Source organism: Serratia sp. 2C06, from assembly GCF_050037615.1.
Taxonomy (GTDB): Bacteria; Pseudomonadota; Gammaproteobacteria; order Enterobacterales; family Enterobacteriaceae; genus Serratia; species Serratia ureilytica.
Genome location: NZ_CP188299.1, coordinates 569142 through 584848, shown reverse-complemented (window position 1 = coordinate 584848; position 15707 = coordinate 569142). Strand labels below are relative to the sequence as shown.

Here is a 15707-nt window from a genome sequence, read left to right as displayed (position 1 = left end):
CTAAACTGTAGTTCGTTTTTTAATCATGGCGTTTATCCCTTCCTGCACAGACTTAGGCAAAAACGTCAAAAACTGTAGCTGGCGCTGGTGAAGGCCATGCCCGAGGTGGTTTTCTCAACGATGGGGCTGTCGGCCGCGTCGCCCAGCAGGCGCGTTACGCCGACGCCGGCCTGGAAGGCCACGTTCGGTCGCCATTGGTAGTTGAGTGCGGCGGTGAGCGTCGCGTCCTTGAAGCCGCTGCCCGGCCGATATGCGCTGAAGGCGCTGTGCTGCGCCTGCTGCGACGTCACGCCGAAATAGCCGCGCTGATAGCCGCTGTTGGCCCAGGTGGTGGAGAGATTGCCGATAAGCGTCAGCTGTTCGCTGAGCGGATATTGCCCGGTCAGTCCGCTTTCCACATAGGCGGTGTGGCCCAGTTCTTCCCCGCCGTAGCTGCGTTTGCGCGTCGCCTGCATCCCTTTGACATAGGCGCGGAAGGGGTCGAGTTGGTAGCTCAGCTCAGCGCCGGCTTCCAGCGCGCCGCCCAGTTTGCCCATGCCTTTGAGTCGAGTGTTGCGCCCGCGCAAGGTTTTGATTTCCTCGTCACGGCCGGCGTCATAGTTGAGCAATAACGCGATGCCGACGGGCCCGGCGATGGGGAATTGCCAGCGCGCCCCTTCGCTGCCCGCGCTGAATTCTCCCCAACTGGCGTTTTGATAGCCGGCATTCACCTGATACAGCGGTTCAATGCTGTAAAAAGACGAGCCTTCATAGGCGGGAGCGACGGCGAGGCCGCCGGCGAGCGTTAAAGACGCTTCGCCGTCCTGCGCCTGACCGGCGAGGGGAAAAAGAAAGAGCAGGGCGGCGGCAGAGGTACCCAGTTTATTATCCACGTTAAACACCTTTATATCATCCCATTGAATAAACGGCCCGCAGGCCCGCGTTTAAATGACGGCTTATTGATAAACGCCATGTTTATATTGATTAATCGACAGGCGACGGCGCGCCATTGGCGTTATTTCACCGCAATAGTGAAACGCATGGGGAATAAACAAAAGCCAAACAAATGGCATGATGGGGCGAGTTTATTATTGGCTGGGTTCAAAGCGCCTGTTTTTAAAGGAATGATGCAGAGAAGCGTATTTAATGTTTCTCGCAGAGGGATAGGTTGATTGCTCAACGAGGCGGAATAGGGCGCCTCGTTGAGCGTATCATCCGCCGTTATTTTTCCAACAGCGGTTTCAGGAAGCGCGCGGTGTGCGATTTTTCACACTCGGCGACCGTTTCCGGCGTGCCGGCGACCAGGATCTCGCCGCCGCCGCTGCCGCCTTCCGGCCCCAGATCGACGATCCAGTCGGCGGTTTTGATCACGTCCAGGTTATGCTCGATGACCACGATGGTATTGCCCTGATCGCGCAGCTGATGCAGTACCGCCAACAGCTGTTGGATATCGGCGAAGTGCAGACCGGTGGTCGGCTCGTCGAGAATATACAGCGTCTGGCCAGTGCCGCGTTTCGACAGCTCGCGCGCCAGCTTGACGCGCTGCGCCTCACCGCCGGAGAGCGTGGTGGCCGACTGGCCGAGGCGGATGTAGGACAGGCCGACATCCATCAGGGTTTGCAGCTTGCGCGCCAGCGCCGGCACCGCGTCGAAGAAATCGCGCGCTTCTTCGATGGTCATCTCCAGCACTTCGTGGATGCTCTTGCCTTTGTACTTCACTTCCAGCGTTTCGCGGTTATAGCGTTTGCCTTTGCACTGGTCGCACGGGACGTAGATGTCCGGCAGGAAGTGCATCTCGACCTTGATCACCCCGTCGCCCTGGCAGGCTTCACAGCGCCCGCCCTTGACGTTGAAGCTGAAGCGGCCCGGCGTATAGCCGCGGCTGCGCGACTCCGGCACGCCGGCGAACAGCTCGCGCACCGGGGTGAAGATGCCGGTGTAAGTGGCCGGGTTGGAGCGCGGCGTGCGGCCGATCGGGCTCTGATCGATATCGATCACCTTGTCGAAATGTTCCAGGCCGGTCACTTCGCGGAACGGCGCAGGCTCGGCGATGGTGGCGCCGTTAAGCTGGCGCTGGGCGATCGGGAACAGCGTATCGTTGATCAGCGTCGACTTGCCGGAGCCGGACACGCCGGTGATGCAGGTAAACAGACCGACCGGCAGCGTCAGCGTCACGTCCTTCAGGTTGTTGCCGCGCGCGCCGCTCAGCTTCAGCACCTTGGTCGGATCGGCCTGCACGCGCTGCGCCGGGATGGCGATCTCGCGTTTGCCGCTGAGGAACTGGCCGGTCAGCGATTCCGGCTGCGCCATGATGTCATCGACGGTGCCTTCCGCCACCACCTGGCCGCCGTGCACGCCGGCGCCGGGGCCGATGTCGATCACGTGGTCGGCGGCGCGGATGGCGTCTTCGTCATGCTCCACCACGATCACCGTGTTGCCGAGGTTGCGCAGGTGGATCAGCGTTTCCAGCAGGCGCTCGTTGTCGCGCTGGTGCAGGCCGATCGACGGCTCATCCAGCACGTACATCACGCCCACCAAACCGGCGCCGATCTGGCTGGCCAAACGGATACGCTGCGCTTCGCCGCCGGAGAGCGTTTCCGCCGAACGGGACAGCGACAGGTAGTTCAGGCCGACGTTCACCAGGAACTTCAGGCGATCGCCGATCTCTTTCAGGACTTTCTCGGCGATCTTGGCGCGCTGGCCGCTGAGCTTCATGTTCTGGAAGAACGTCATCGCATGGCCGATGCTCAGATCGGAGATCTCCGGCAGCGTGGTGTCTTCGACGAACACGTTGCGCGCCTCTTCACGCAGGCGGGTGCCGTGGCACGAGGCGCAAGGGCGGTTGCTGATGAACTTCGCCAGCTCTTCGCGCACCGCGCTGGATTCGGTCTCTTTATAGCGGCGCTCCATGTTGTGCAGCACGCCTTCGAATGGGTGGCGGCGCACGGTGGTGTCACCGCGATCGTTGATGTATTTGAATTCGATCGACTCTTTGCCGGAGCCGCTCAGCACCGCCTTCTGCACGTTGGCGCTCAGGGTGTTGAACGGGGCTTCGACGTCGAACTCATAGTGCTCCGCCAGCGAGCGCAGCATCTGGAAGTAATAGAAGTTGCGGCGATCCCAGCCGCGGATCGCGCCGCCGGCCAGCGACAGCTCGGGGTTTTGCACCACGCGATCCGGATCGAAGAACTGTTGCACGCCCAGTCCGTCGCAGGTCGGGCAGGCGCCGGCCGGGTTGTTGAAGGAAAACAGGCGCGGTTCCAGTTCGCGCATGCTGTAGCCGCAGATCGGGCAGGCGAAGTTGGCGGAGAACAGCAGCTCGTCCGCTTTTTCGTCGTCCATGTCCGCCACCACCGCGGTGCCGCCCGAGAGCTCCAGCGCGGTTTCGAACGATTCGGCCAGGCGCTGCGCCATGTCGTCGCGCACCTTGAAACGGTCGACCACCACTTCGATGGTGTGTTTTTTCTGCAGCTCCAGCTTCGGCGGATCGGACAGATCGCACACTTCACCGTCGATGCGCGCGCGGATATAGCCCTGAGCGGCCAGGTTTTCCAGCGTTTTGGTGTGTTCGCCCTTGCGATCTTTCACCACCGGCGCCAGCAGCATCAGGCGCTTGCCTTCCGGCTGGCTCAGCACGTTGTCGACCATCTGGCTGACGGTTTGCGCCGCCAGCGGCACATGGTGATCCGGGCAGCGCGGCTCGCCGACGCGGGCGAACAGCAGGCGCAGGTAGTCGTGGATCTCGGTGATGGTGCCGACCGTGGATCGCGGGTTGTGCGAGGTGGATTTTTGCTCGATGGAGATCGCCGGCGACAGACCTTCAATATGGTCGACGTCCGGTTTTTCCATCAGCGACAGGAACTGGCGCGCATAGGCGGAGAGTGATTCGACATAGCGCCGCTGCCCTTCGGCATACAGCGTATCGAAAGCCAGCGAAGACTTGCCGGAACCGGACAGGCCGGTGACGACGATCAGTTTGTCACGCGGGATGATCAGGTTGATGTTTTTCAGATTATGGGTTCGAGCACCACGAACTTCGATATTGTCCATTTACACTTCCCGTCTTGATGATACACCGCGCCTGTCGCGATTTTTGCGGGGGATTTTGTGATGGATCTCGCAAAAAACCGGCACAGCCAGGTCGAAACGCATAATTATGACACAAAAAAACCTGAATGGATATCCAGTATGCGAATGCAATAAGGTCGATTGGAAAGACAATTCTGGAATGCAATTCGCACTTATCAACACGGGTGTGGTTTCGTACTCAGCGTGGTAAACTGACGCGTTTATACTGTGTAGAAATCAATCATCGGGAGAAGTGCTCATGGCCAGCAGAGGCGTAAACAAAGTAATTCTGGTCGGGAATCTGGGTCAGGATCCAGAAGTCCGTTACATGCCGAACGGCGGCGCAGTGGCCAACATTACCCTGGCGACCTCCGAAAGCTGGCGTGACAAAGCGACCGGCGAACAGAAAGAGAAGACCGAGTGGCACCGCGTTGTGCTGTTCGGCAAACTGGCTGAAGTGGCGGGCGAATACCTGCGCAAAGGCTCTCAGGTCTATATCGAAGGCTCCCTGCAGACCCGTAAATGGCAGGATCAGAGCGGCCAGGATCGCTACACCACCGAGATCGTGGTTAACGTCGGCGGCACCATGCAGATGCTGGGCGGCCGTCAGGGCGGCGGCGCACCGGCCGGTCAATCTGCCGGCGGCCAGGGCGGTTGGGGCCAGCCTCAACAGCCACAGGGCGGCAACCAGTTCAGCGGCGGCCAGCAGCAGTCTCGTCCGGCGCAGAACAGCGCTCCGGCGACCAGCAACGAACCGCCAATGGATTTCGACGACGATATTCCGTTCTAAGCCTGGTAACAGCGCTAAAAAAACCCCGCTCAGGCGGGGTTTTTTGTGTTCGTTAGCCGCTGATTTTCTGCGGCGGTGTTGCCAATCAGTAAATTGCTACCGGGTTGATATTGACCTGGGTTGAACCGACATACAGCGGTTGCCCCAGTACGAACAGGAATTCCCAGGTTTTCGTGCGCACCAGTGGGCGGCTGTCGATCAGTTCCAGGTTATAGACGCCGCGTTTGGCCAGCAGGTATTGGTTGACCGGGAACTCTTCGTCATTTTTCGGGTTAGGGTATACTTCGGAAGCCCAGGTATCACCGCCGAAGGCCACGATGCCTTGGTCAGCCAACCATTTCGCCGCTTCCATGCCGATACCCGGTTCAACTTCCAGGAACTTTTTATTGTCTTTGCCAATCAGCTCCAGCCAACCGGTATTAAATAAAACAACGTCGCCTTTCCTTAAGCTAATGCCCTGCTTCTTAAGCACCGCTTGAATATCCGCAACGGAAAATTCGGTGCCGCCCGGAACGATGTCTTTATGATAATAAGCCGTCATATCGAGCACCACGCCGCGTGTGACCATGGGCGGCACTTTTTCCACGCCCAATTTTTTCACGCCATCTACGGTGACGAAATCCGCCGCCTTATTGCCGTTATAATAAACATTGTTGATGCCGATATGGCCAATGCCATTCAACTGAGTGCCGACGCCGGTCCAGGCATTCACCAATTCATCATTAAAGGTGAATTTATTTGGGCCAAGCGTTTTACCGTCCTGCTGACCAGGCTGAATATTATATAAGCGGAAGCTGCGGTGGCGGAACGCCGGGAAATCTTTATCGACGGGCACCGCCAATGACAATGTCTTGCCTTGTTTTACCAACTGCACGGACTGTAATACCCCTTCTGGCGTGAGCAGGTTGGCGGCGCCGATTTCGTCTTTTGCACCGTAAACGGAAGGATACCAGTCTGACGGCTGAGCGGCGGACTCTGCGGCGTGTGCAGGCACTGTGGCAAGCAAAGGCAGCAAGAGGGAGAGGCGATACAATGATTTCATCAGTGACTCATCCTTATAACAACGTATTGCAGGGTGAATGAAAATGAGCCGTCCGGACATGGCGACATCAGGCCGCCGAATAATAACCGGTGGAGAAAGAAGCTCATTTTTGGGTGCGCGGGGTGTATTAGCGTAATGCCTTATAACAAGGCGTGGTGAATAACCACCCGACGATGACTTCTTTATGCGGAAATAAATAACGCCGGGCGAGCGGCGTCATTGATATTATTTTTTCAGCTCAGCACTCATGGTGACGAAATTACCCATATAGGCGCTGGTGATTTTGTAGCCGCTTGCGCCGGCCTCTTGCGCTTTTTTAGCGATGAGGGCTTCGGTGGAATCCAGCGTGCTGCCGGTTGCGGTAACGCTCTCTGCTGCAGCGTTAAACGACAGCGTGGAAAACAGAGCGAGTGAAATAACGGTGGTCATGGTTTTCATATCTTTATCCTGTGTTCGACAATTCGAAAAATAAGGGTGTCCGGTACGACACGATGGAGCGAAGGATAAAGGGGGCAGTGAGGTGAATAAATAACAGAATCGTCAATAAACTATTCCGTTTTTGTACATAAACTGATTCGATTGTTGTCTTTCACGCGGGATTGGCGGCGTAAAGCGTGGGAAGGGGAAACAAGCGTGCATAGACGTCGTCAGGCTTGCATACCGCGGCAAGCCAATAAAAAGCCCCTCGCGGGGCTTGGATGTTACGCCGAGAAGCCGCCGTCGATGCTCAGGCTGGCGCCGGTGATATAACCCGCCTGCGGGCCCGCCAGGTAGGCGACAAAACCGGCGATCTCTTCATCTTTACCGTAGCGGCCGATCGCCATCAGCTGCTTGAGCTGATCGGCGAACTCGCCGGCGTCCGGGTTCATTTCGGTGTCCACCGGGCCGGGCTGCACGTTATTGACGGTGATGCCGCGTGGGCCGAGATCGCGCGCCATGCCCTTGGTCAACCCGACCAGCGCCGATTTGCTCATCGCATACACCGCCGCGCCGCCGAACGGCACGCGTTCGGCGTTGGTGCTGCCGATGTGGATGATACGGCCGCCGTCATTCATGTGGCGCGCCGCCTCTTGGCTGGCGACGAATACGCTGCGCACGTTGACCGCCAGCATGCGATCCAGATCGTCCAGCGCCAGCGCTTCGGTGCTGCCCAATGTAAACACCCCGGCGTTGTTCACCAGAATATCCAGGTTGCCGAAGTGGCTCACCGCCTGGCGAACCGCCTGCTGCAGTGCCGCTGCATCGGCGCTGTCGGCCTTGATGGCGAGGGCTTTGCCGCCGGCGGCGGTCACGGCGCTCGCCACCGCTTCGGCGCGATCGGCCGAGGCGGCGTAGGTAAAGGCGACGGCGGCGCCTTCGTTCGCCAACCGTTTCACGATGGCGGCGCCGATGCCGCGGGAGCCGCCCTGAACGAATGCGACTTTGCCTTGCAGAGGTTGTGCTGTCGTCATGCTATTTCTCCAAAGTGGGTGAGGGGATTGCGCTGTCATTCAGTATGGGTGAAATGAATGGCGATCACTGTCCACAAAGAGCTCTGGCCGCCTGAAACGAGAAAAGCCCCTTGCGGGGCTTCTTTCTTCCGTCGATTGGCTGTCCGACGATCAGTTGAAGATTTCTGCGGTGCCGTACAGTTTGTTTTGGCCGCCGGCGGCGACGATGCGGTAGGAACTGGCGCCCGACGCGGCGGCTTTGCTGGCCAGTTCGCTTTCCAGCGCGCTCAGGTTGGCGGCGCCGCTCACGGTGACTACGCCGATTTTCTGCGCGTCTGCGGCTGGCTGGCTGGCTGGCAGCTCAGCGGCGAAGGTAGCGAAAGAAGCGGTAGCCAGCAGTGCAGCGGTAGCAAAAATTTTGACGTTTTTCATGATGTGTTCCTCAGAGTATTTATTAGGTGAGAGCGCGTTGTCTCTCGATGTGTTAAATACTAGTGCACCGGGTGTGAATAAAAAATCGGAGAGTTTTGAGTATCTCTGTCAAATAAATTGACGGTTTTTCAGCCGTTGGCGTGCGGTAAAAATTGCCACTACCCTTTACAGACGATCCTTAACCGGAGAAGCGTCATGACGGTAAACGCGTTTATCGGCAGCTGGGCGTTGGTGTCGTCGGCGTTCAAAAACCAGAACGGCGAGCTGAATTACCCGCTGGGCGAGCAGGTGTTGGGGCGCATCCACTATGAGGCCAACGGCACGATGGCGGCGCAGCTATACAGCGCCGTGCGGCCGCGTTTCGTCGCCGACGATTTGGCGCAGGGATCCGAGCGGGAGATCCATGCCGCCTTCATCAATATGATTTGCTATTTCGGCCGTTATCAGGTGGAAGAAAGCGAGCAACGGGTGGTGCATCAGGTTGAAGGCTGCTCGTTCCCCAATTGGATAGGCAGCCGTCAGGTGCGCTTTTACGCCTTTAACGCCGATCGGCTGACGTTGCGCACGGTGCCGCTGCAGCTCGGCAACGGCGTGCAGATCGGCGAACTGGTGTGGCAGCGGACAGGAGCGTCATCATGATCATTGTTCATCATCTCAATCACTCGCGGTCGCAGCGCATTCTGTGGTTTTTGGAAGAGCTGGGCGTGCCCTATCAGGTGCAACGCTACGAGCGCGATCCGCACACTCTGCTGGCGCCGCCGGCGCTGAAAAAGATCCACCCGCTGGGCAAATCGCCGGTGATCGTCGATGGCGATCTGACGCTGGCGGAATCCGGCGCCATTATCGAATACTTGCAGGAAGCCTACGACGCACAGGGCATGTTTATGCCGACGGACTTCCACGCGCGCCAGCAATACCGCTACTGGTTGCACTACGCTGAGGGATCGCTGATGCCGCTGTTGGTGATGAAGCTGGTGTTCAGCCGTCTCGGCCAGCCGCCGATCCCCTGGCTGCTGCGGCCGGTGGCGGGCGCGATCGGCAAGGGCGTACAGCGCGAATACCTCGACAAACAGATCGCGCCGCACTGCGAGTATCTCGAACAGCACCTGAACAAGGGCAGCTGGTTCGTCGGCAACGATTTCAGCGCGGCGGACATACAGATGAGCTTCCCGCTCGAGGCGATGGCGGCGCGCGGCGCGTTGGACAATTGCCCGAAACTGCGCGGCTTCCTGCAGCGCATCCACGCCCGGCCCGCCTACCAGCGGGCGCTGGAACAGGGCGGCCCTTACGACCTGCTGAGTTAAGCGGATGGGCTATACTCGATGGGGTCATTCTTCATCGGAGGTAGCCCATGGCTACGCAAATCTTCGTAAATCTGCCCGTACGCGATCTGCCCGCCTCAATGGCGTTTTTCACCCAGCTCGGCTTCAGCTTCAACCCGCAATTTACCGACGATACCGCCGCCTGCATGGTGGTCAGCGACACGATTTACGTGATGCTGCTGACCCACGACAAATTCAGGATGTTTACCCCGAACCCGATCGGCGACGCCAAACAGGCCACCGAAGTGTTGGTGTGCCTGTCGCAACCCAGCCGGGCGGCGGTGGACGAACTGGTGCGCAAGGCGATCGCCGGCGGCGGCAATACCTATCATCCGCCGCGGGACTATGGCGTGATGTACGGCCACGGATTTCAGGACCTGGACGGCCATATCTGGGAATTGATGTATATGGATCCCGCAGCGGTGCAGGCGCAATAAGATCGCCGTGAAACAGGCTGGCAGGGGCGCCGGATCGCCCCGTCTTTTCGCGCAGAAGCCCTTCCCGCCGCTTTCTGCATAAATTGCCGCGATCTTTAGTTGATTAGACGCTAGGGAAGGCAGGATAATCGTTTGCCTTGAATAAACCACCATAAATCACCCGTACCGCGCGCTGCGAGTTAAACGTTTGCCTTGGTGCGCATCGCCGTTGGCGGTGCGACGGAAGGGCAAGGAAGCGGAACGTGACGTAAACGATTACGTAGCGATCAGGCGCGGGCGAGATTACAGGCCTGCTGCGACGGGCCGATTCATGAAACACAGGGGAAGTAACCTATGTCGAACTCTCAAGCGAACCACGCCGCAAAACCAACCGGCGGGCTTGATGGCTATTTTAAAATTTCCGCGCGCGGCAGCAGCGTGCGTCAGGAGGTGGTGGCGGGGCTGACCACCTTCCTGGCGATGGTGTACTCGGTGATCGTGGTGCCGAGCATGCTGGGCAAAGCGGGCTTCCCGCCGGCGGCGGTGTTCGTTTCCACCTGTCTGGTGGCCGGTCTGGGCTCGCTGCTGATGGGGCTGTGGGCTAACCTGCCGATGGCCATCGGCTGTGCGATCTCGTTGACCGCCTTTACCGCTTTCAGCCTGGTGCTCGGCCAACATATCAGCATTCCGGTGGCGCTGGGCGCGGTGTTCCTGATGGGCGTGCTGTTCACCGTCATCTCGGTCACCGGCATCCGCGCCTGGATCCTGCGCAACCTGCCGATGGGCGTGGCGCACGGCACCGGCATCGGCATCGGGCTGTTCCTGCTGCTGATCGCCGCCAACGGCGTCGGCCTGGTGGTGAAGAACCCGCTGGATGGCTTGCCGGTGGCGCTCGGCGCGTTCACCTCTTTCCCGGTCGTCATGACGCTGGTCGGCCTGGCGGTGATCTTCGGCCTGGAGAAACTGCGCGTGCCCGGCGGCATTCTGCTGGTGATCATCGCCATTTCCATCATCGGCCTGATCTTCGACCCGGCAGTGAAATATCAGGGGCTGTTCGCCATGCCGAGCCTGGCGGACGCTGACGGTAAATCGTTGATCTTCAGCCTGGATATCATGGGCGCATTGCAGCCGGTGGTGTTGCCGAGCGTGCTGGCGCTGGTGATGACCGCGGTGTTCGACGCCACCGGCACCATCCGCGCGGTAGCCGGGCAGGCCAACCTGCTGGACAAAGACGGCCAGATCATCAACGGCGGCAAGGCGCTGACCTCGGACTCCCTGAGCAGCATCTTCTCCGGGCTGGTGGGCGCCGCGCCCGCCGCGGTCTACATCGAGTCCGCCGCCGGCACCGCCGCGGGCGGCAAGACCGGCCTGACCGCCACTGTGGTCGGCGTTCTGTTCCTGCTGATCCTGTTCCTGTCGCCGCTGGCCTATCTGGTGCCGGTCTACGCCACCGCACCGGCGCTGATGTACGTCGGCCTGTTGATGCTGAGCAACGTCACCAAGCTGGACTTCAACGACTTCGTCGACGCGATGGCCGGCCTGCTGTGCGCCGTGTTCATCGTGCTGACCTGCAACATCGTCACCGGCATCATGCTGGGCTTCAGCTCGCTGGTCATCGGCCGCATCTTCTCCGGCGAATGGCGCAAGCTGAACATCGGCACCGTGCTGATCGCCGTGGCGCTGGTGGCGTTCTACGCCGGCGGCTGGGCGATTTAAGCCTCTTGGGTTTCCCTCGCCCATCGGGCGGGGGAGCCTGTGACGGCAATTCCCTTCTTAAGATAAGTCTTCTTCTGCTCTGCACCGCGTTTTGAAAGGCACAACAAGCTTTAACGGCTGTAAAAAAAGTGATCTACTATCGGGACCAACGCAGGCCCTGAGCCGATGTCGTCTGAATCGTAGAGTCTAAGGAAAGCATGGAAATCTTTTTTACAATCCTCATTTTGATCCTGGTGGTCTCCCTGTCCGGGGTGGTGACGCGCATGTTGCCGTTCCAGGTGCCGCTGCCGCTGATGCAAATCGCCATCGGGGCCCTGTTGGCCTGGCCGCATTTCGGGCTGCACGTCGATTTTGATCCCGAACTGTTCCTGGTGCTGTTCATCCCGCCGTTGCTGTTCGCCGACGGCTGGAAAACGCCGACGCGCGAGTTCCTGCATCACGGGCGTGAAATTCTCGGCCTGGCGCTGGTGCTGGTGCTGATCACCGTGGTCGGCGTCGGTTATCTGATCTACGCCATGGTGCCGGGCATTCCGCTGGTGGCGGCCTTCGCGCTGGCGGCGGTGCTGTCGCCGACCGATGCCGTGGCGCTGTCCGGCATCGTCGGCAAAGGGCGGATTCCCAAGCCGATCATGGGCGTGCTCGAGGGCGAGGCGCTGATGAATGACGCGTCTGGCCTGGTGTCGCTCAAGTTCGCCATCGCGGTGGCGATGGGCACGATGGTGTTCACCGTGGGCGGCGCGACCCTTGAATTCCTCAAAGTGGCGATCGGCGGCCTGTTGGCCGGCGTGGCGGTCACCTGGACTTACAGTAAATCGCTGCGGGTGATGAGCCGCTGGAGCGGCGACGATCCGGCGACCCAGATCGTGTTCCTGCTGCTGCTGCCGTTCGCGTCCTACCTGATCGCCGAACATATCGGCGTTTCCGGCATTCTGGCGGCGGTGGCGGCGGGGATGACCATCAGCCAATCCGGCGTGATCCGCAACGCACCGCTGGCGATGCGCCTGCGCGCCAACAGCGTATGGGCGATGCTGGAATTCGTGTTCAACGGCATGGTGTTCATCATGCTGGGCCTGCAACTGCCGGGCATTCTTGAAACCTCCATCCTGCAGGCGGAGCTGGATCCGACCATCCAGACCTGGTATCTGTTCGCCGACGTGGCCACCATCTACGCCGCGCTGCTGGTGCTGCGTTTCACCTGGCTGTGGGTGATGAAGAAGGCCAGCAACCGCTTTATGAAAAAGCGTCCGCTGCAGTTCGGCGATTACAGCACGCGTGAGCTGTGGGTGGCGTCGTTCGCCGGGGTGCGCGGGGCGATTACCCTGGCCGGTGTGCTGTCGATACCGCTGTTGCTGAGCGACGGCACCGCCTTCCCGGCGCGCTATCAGCTGGTGTTTATCGCCGCCGGGGTGATCCTGCTGTCGTTGATTGTCGGCGTGCTGGCGTTGCCGCTGCTGTTGCGCGGCGTGCAGGTGACAGACAAGAGCGCCAGCAAGCAGGAAGAGCGCATGGCGATCGCCATGGCGGCCGAGGTGGCGATCGAGAGCGTGAATAAAATGGAAGAGCGCCTGGTCGCCGATACCGAAGAGAACCTCGATCCGCAGGTGTTGAAAGAGGTCAGCTCGCGGGTGACGGGCATGCTGCGGCGGCGTATCGCGTCGAAAGACGATATCGAGAATGCGCTGGCGATGGAAAACCTCGAGCGGCGTTTCCGCCTGACGGCGCTGCGCGCCGAGCGCGGCGAGCTGTACCACCTGCGTGCCACGCAGAAAATCAGCAACGAGACGCTGCAAAAACTGCTGCACGATCTCGATTTGCTCGAAGCGCTGTTGATCGAGCGCGAGGGGTAAACGCAGAAGGAGGAATAAACGTTTTTCCTCGTTATCCCCATCCTGAAGGGCCGCCTGTGCGGCCCTTGTTTTTTGGCTACTTGACCGGCGGCCAGTAGTCGCGGCAGCAGGCGATCCAGGCCTGCGCGCTGTGCGACAAATAGCTGCCCTGGCGCCAGATCAGGCCGATTTTCCATTCCATGCGCGGTTCCAGCGGCAGCCAGACCAGGTTTTCCTTATCCAGCCAGCGGCAAACCGGCTCCGGCAGCATGGCGATGCCCACGCCGGCCTGCACCATCGAGGCGAGGAAGTCCCATTGGCCGCTGCGCACCGCGATTTGCGGTTCAAAACCGGCCAGGCGAAACGCCTTCATCAGCATCTTGTACAGCGCAAAGTCTTCGTTATAAATCAGGATCGGGCTGTCGGCCAATTCGGCGATATTGATGCTGGTGCGGTTGAGCCACTGCGGCGTGCGCGGCGCCACCACGCACATCGGGTGGCCCAGCAGCGGCAGAAAGGTCAGCGGCTGCTCCGAGTCGAAGGGCAACACCGTCATCGCCAGATCCAGTTCGCCGGACATCACCGCCTGTTCGACCGACAGCCCGCCCAGCTCGGAAATCTTCAATTCGATGCCGGGGTAGGTCTGGCGAAAGCGGCGGATCAGATCGGCGATCTGCCTGCCGACCATCGGCGGAATGCCCAGCCGCAACACGCCCTTTTTCACCGAGCTGATGTCTTCCAGCTCCGCCTCCAACTGGCGGAATTCGTCGAGGATCGTCAGGCCGCGCTGATACACCGCCTGGCCGCTGTCGGTCAGGCGCAGCTTGCGGCCTTCGCGGATCAGCAGCGTGCATTCCAGCTCCTCCTCCAGATGCCGCAGCATTTTGCTGATGGTGGGCTGGGTGACGAACAGTTTTTCCGCCGCGCGGGTGAAGCTTTGCTGGCGCACTACTTCAACGAAGTAGCGCAGGGTGCGGACATCCACGTTAGGGTTCTCCTTGGGGACGCTACCGGCGGGAAACTATTCCCGGACGGCATGATGTCGATAATTTTAATTCATTTCAGGCGTGGTTTCCCGGCTGCGTATACTGTAGGCCGTCAATTATTGTTTGAGGTCATCTTTCATGTCTCTGGCGTTACGCCGCGTTGCCCCCTCCCTGCTGACCCGTTTGCAGGTGCCGATTCAGGTGGCGTTGTATGCGGCGCTGTTCCTGATCGCCGATCGCCTGGTGCAACAATTCCACCTGCCGCTCCCCGCCAATATCGTCGGCATGCTGATGCTGCTGGCGCTGATCCTGCTGCGCATTCTGCCGCTCAGCTGGGTCAAGGCCGGCTCCCGCTGGCTGCTGGCGGAAATGCTGCTGTTTTTCGTGCCGGCGGTGGTGGCGGTGGTCAACTATGCCCAGCTGCTGATGGTCGAGGGCTGGAAGATCTTTCTGGTGATCGCAGTCAGCACCATGCTGACGCTGGGCGCCACCGGGCTGGTGGTGGACAGGGTATATCGGCTGGAGATTTGGCTGCAGCGGCGGAAGCAGCGCCATGAATGATTTTATCCTTAGCCTGGCCTGTTTTCTGGCGACGCTGGCGCTGTATTTCGCCAACAAGAAACTCTATCGCCGCCGCCGCACGTTGCTGCTGATGCCGCTGGTGCTGACGCCGATGATTCTGGTGCTGCTGCTGGTGGTCACCCATATCTCCTATCAGGACTACATCGGTGAAACCCACTGGCTGCTGTGGCTGCTGGGGCCCGCGACCATCGCCTTCGCGGTGCCGGTGTACGAGAATCTGCATATCATCCGTCGCCACTGGCTGTCGCTGACCGCCGGGGTAACGACCGCGGTGCTGGTGGCGGTGTACAGCTCGGTGTGGCTGGCGCGCCTGTTGACGCTGCCGGAAGAGGTGCAGCGCAGCCTGGCGGTGCGGTCGATCACCACGCCGTTCGCGCTGGAGGCCGCCAAACAGATGGGCGGGCAGCCGGATCTGGTGGCGCTGTTCGTGGTGATCACCGGGGTGTTCGGCATGGCGGTGGGGGATATTTTGTTTTTGCGGCTGGCGGTGCGCAGCCGTCTGGCGAAGGGCGCCGGATTTGGCGCCTCGTCGCACGGCGCCGGCACTGCCCGCGCCTATGAGCTGGGGCCGCAGGAGGGCGTGGTGTCGAGTTTGGTGATGATGCTGGCCGGCATCATCACGGTCGTGGCCGCGCCATTGATCGGCCGGCTGATGTGGTAAGACCTCTTGGGGCGGGCTCTGCCGCCCCATTGACATTGTCTGCGGTTGGGAACGGTGCCGTTGATTTGCGCACGAAAAAACGCAAAATTTTTTCAGCATAATTTTTCCCATTGTTATAACAAAAAGCGATAGAGCCGCTGCCGATAAAACCGGGCATAAATTTCGATGACAATGAATTAATTAAATTATTAATTATTGTTTTTCAAACAATAAAGTATAACTTATTGATATGGAGAGGCTCTTATCGTAAGAATTGCTGCATATTAACCTCGATGAATAATACAAAAAAATATTAATTATTCTCTAATCATCTCAGGTTAATACAAGTTCAATACCCTCGTCATCCCTGAGTAATATCGGGGAAATAAAATGGTCATTTATTCCCTTTCGCACGTTTCGCCAAAAAAAATATCCTCTCCTATACTTCACAGCTCAGCAAATTGAGGCACAGGGGGGA

16 protein-coding genes are annotated in these 15707 nt (G+C 59.5%); 9 read left to right on the top strand and 7 right to left on the bottom strand.

Annotation, left to right across the window (positions count from 1 at the left end; genetic code table 11):
* Nucleotides 1-65: 65 nt before the first annotated feature.
* Nucleotides 66-872 (bottom strand): MipA/OmpV family protein, encoded by an 807-nt coding sequence (locus ACP3TA_RS03120; RefSeq protein WP_033651345.1) that lies wholly within the window; start codon nt 870-872, stop codon nt 66-68.
* A 78-nt stretch (nt 873-950) separates the two neighbouring features.
* Here ACP3TA_RS03120 and ACP3TA_RS03115 point away from each other — a divergent pair, with 78 nt between their 5' ends.
* Nucleotides 951-1151, top strand: a complete 201-nt coding sequence (locus tag ACP3TA_RS03115) for a hypothetical protein (protein ID WP_145957780.1) — start codon at nt 951-953, stop codon at nt 1149-1151.
* Between the two features lie 49 nt (nt 1152-1200).
* Here ACP3TA_RS03115 and uvrA read toward each other — a convergent pair whose 3' ends face one another.
* Nucleotides 1201-4029, bottom strand: coding sequence for an excinuclease ABC subunit UvrA (gene uvrA, locus ACP3TA_RS03110; protein ID WP_033644422.1), 2829 nt, complete (start codon nt 4027-4029; stop codon nt 1201-1203).
* A 277-nt stretch (nt 4030-4306) separates the two neighbouring features.
* On the opposite strand from uvrA, the gene ssb1 reads away from it, so the two are divergent.
* Entirely contained in the window at nt 4307-4837 is a 531-nt protein-coding gene (gene ssb1 / locus ACP3TA_RS03105) for a single-stranded DNA-binding protein SSB1 (protein WP_004936793.1), read from the top strand.
* An 85-nt stretch (nt 4838-4922) separates the two neighbouring features.
* Here the strand turns inward: ssb1 and ACP3TA_RS03100 are convergent, their stop codons facing one another.
* The 4 genes from ACP3TA_RS03100 to bhsA all read right to left on the bottom strand — a co-directional run bounded on the left by ACP3TA_RS03100 (nt 4923) and on the right by bhsA (nt 7741).
* Nucleotides 4923-5879 (bottom strand): cyclase family protein, encoded by a 957-nt coding sequence (locus tag ACP3TA_RS03100; RefSeq protein ID WP_147838995.1) that lies wholly within the window; start codon nt 5877-5879, stop codon nt 4923-4925.
* Between the two features lie 225 nt (nt 5880-6104).
* On the bottom strand, nt 6105-6317 hold the full coding sequence (locus tag ACP3TA_RS03095) for a DUF1471 domain-containing protein (protein ID WP_033644427.1): 213 nt from the start codon (nt 6315-6317) through the stop codon (nt 6105-6107).
* A 263-nt stretch (nt 6318-6580) separates the two neighbouring features.
* Nucleotides 6581-7330: a 3-oxoacyl-ACP reductase family protein gene (locus ACP3TA_RS03090; RefSeq protein WP_033644429.1), complete on the bottom strand. Its 750-nt coding sequence runs from the start codon at nt 7328-7330 to the stop codon at nt 6581-6583.
* Nucleotides 7331-7480: 150 nt separating this feature from the next.
* Complete coding sequence (bhsA, locus tag ACP3TA_RS03085) at nt 7481-7741, bottom strand: multiple stress resistance protein BhsA (protein ID WP_169539955.1); 261 nt, start codon at nt 7739-7741, stop codon at nt 7481-7483.
* A 195-nt stretch (nt 7742-7936) separates the two neighbouring features.
* Between bhsA and ACP3TA_RS03080 the strand changes: the two genes are divergently transcribed.
* From ACP3TA_RS03080 to ACP3TA_RS03060, 5 genes are all read left to right on the top strand, one after another.
* Entirely contained in the window at nt 7937-8380 is a 444-nt protein-coding gene (locus tag ACP3TA_RS03080) for a lipocalin-like domain-containing protein (RefSeq protein ID WP_033644432.1), read from the top strand.
* Nucleotides 8377-9045 (top strand): glutathione S-transferase family protein, encoded by a 669-nt coding sequence (locus ACP3TA_RS03075; protein ID WP_033644433.1) that lies wholly within the window; start codon nt 8377-8379, stop codon nt 9043-9045. The genes ACP3TA_RS03080 and ACP3TA_RS03075 overlap by 4 nt, the downstream gene beginning before the upstream one ends.
* A gap of 47 nt (nt 9046-9092) precedes the next feature.
* Nucleotides 9093-9500: a VOC family protein gene (locus ACP3TA_RS03070; RefSeq protein ID WP_015379207.1), complete on the top strand. Its 408-nt coding sequence runs from the start codon at nt 9093-9095 to the stop codon at nt 9498-9500.
* 333 nt (nt 9501-9833) lie between these two features.
* Nucleotides 9834-11195 (top strand): NCS2 family permease, encoded by a 1362-nt coding sequence (locus ACP3TA_RS03065; protein WP_033644434.1) that lies wholly within the window; start codon nt 9834-9836, stop codon nt 11193-11195.
* 197 nt (nt 11196-11392) lie between these two features.
* Complete coding sequence (locus ACP3TA_RS03060; RefSeq protein WP_004936822.1) at nt 11393-13042, top strand: Na+/H+ antiporter; 1650 nt, start codon at nt 11393-11395, stop codon at nt 13040-13042.
* 76 nt (nt 13043-13118) lie between these two features.
* On the opposite strand, the gene ACP3TA_RS03055 is transcribed toward ACP3TA_RS03060, so the two are convergent.
* Nucleotides 13119-14006 (bottom strand): LysR family transcriptional regulator, encoded by an 888-nt coding sequence (locus ACP3TA_RS03055; RefSeq protein WP_033651228.1) that lies wholly within the window; start codon nt 14004-14006, stop codon nt 13119-13121.
* A gap of 139 nt (nt 14007-14145) precedes the next feature.
* Between ACP3TA_RS03055 and ACP3TA_RS03050 the strand changes: the two genes are divergently transcribed.
* Both ACP3TA_RS03050 and ACP3TA_RS03045 read left to right on the top strand, forming a co-directional pair.
* Nucleotides 14146-14568, top strand: a complete 423-nt coding sequence (locus ACP3TA_RS03050) for a CidA/LrgA family protein (protein WP_004936830.1) — start codon at nt 14146-14148, stop codon at nt 14566-14568.
* Nucleotides 14561-15250, top strand: a complete 690-nt coding sequence (locus tag ACP3TA_RS03045; protein ID WP_004936833.1) for an LrgB family protein — start codon at nt 14561-14563, stop codon at nt 15248-15250. The genes ACP3TA_RS03050 and ACP3TA_RS03045 overlap by 8 nt, the downstream gene beginning before the upstream one ends.
* Nucleotides 15251-15707: the final 457 nt, after the last annotated feature.

Bases quoted from the DNA above. Each gene is read 5' to 3' on its own strand.
- ACP3TA_RS03115 (WP_145957780.1), top strand. From the start codon at position 951: ATGTTTATATTGATTAATCGACAGGCGACGGCGCGCCATTGGCGTTAT.
- uvrA (WP_033644422.1), bottom strand. From the start codon at position 4,029: ATGGACAATATCGAAGTTCGTGGTGCTCGAACCCATAATCTGAAAAAC.
- ssb1 (WP_004936793.1), top strand. From the start codon at position 4,307: ATGGCCAGCAGAGGCGTAAACAAAGTAATTCTGGTCGGGAATCTGGGT.
- ACP3TA_RS03100 (WP_147838995.1), bottom strand. From the start codon at position 5,879: ATGAAATCATTGTATCGCCTCTCCCTCTTGCTGCCTTTGCTTGCCACA.
- ACP3TA_RS03095 (WP_033644427.1), bottom strand. From the start codon at position 6,317: ATGAAAACCATGACCACCGTTATTTCACTCGCTCTGTTTTCCACGCTG.
- ACP3TA_RS03090 (WP_033644429.1), bottom strand. From the start codon at position 7,330: ATGACGACAGCACAACCTCTGCAAGGCAAAGTCGCATTCGTTCAGGGC.
- bhsA (WP_169539955.1), bottom strand. From the start codon at position 7,741: ATGAAAAACGTCAAAATTTTTGCTACCGCTGCACTGCTGGCTACCGCT.
- ACP3TA_RS03080 (WP_033644432.1), top strand. From the start codon at position 7,937: ATGACGGTAAACGCGTTTATCGGCAGCTGGGCGTTGGTGTCGTCGGCG.
- ACP3TA_RS03075 (WP_033644433.1), top strand. From the start codon at position 8,377: ATGATCATTGTTCATCATCTCAATCACTCGCGGTCGCAGCGCATTCTG.
- ACP3TA_RS03070 (WP_015379207.1), top strand. From the start codon at position 9,093: ATGGCTACGCAAATCTTCGTAAATCTGCCCGTACGCGATCTGCCCGCC.
- ACP3TA_RS03065 (WP_033644434.1), top strand. From the start codon at position 9,834: ATGTCGAACTCTCAAGCGAACCACGCCGCAAAACCAACCGGCGGGCTT.
- ACP3TA_RS03060 (WP_004936822.1), top strand. From the start codon at position 11,393: ATGGAAATCTTTTTTACAATCCTCATTTTGATCCTGGTGGTCTCCCTG.
- ACP3TA_RS03050 (WP_004936830.1), top strand. From the start codon at position 14,146: ATGTCTCTGGCGTTACGCCGCGTTGCCCCCTCCCTGCTGACCCGTTTG.
- ACP3TA_RS03045 (WP_004936833.1), top strand. From the start codon at position 14,561: ATGAATGATTTTATCCTTAGCCTGGCCTGTTTTCTGGCGACGCTGGCG.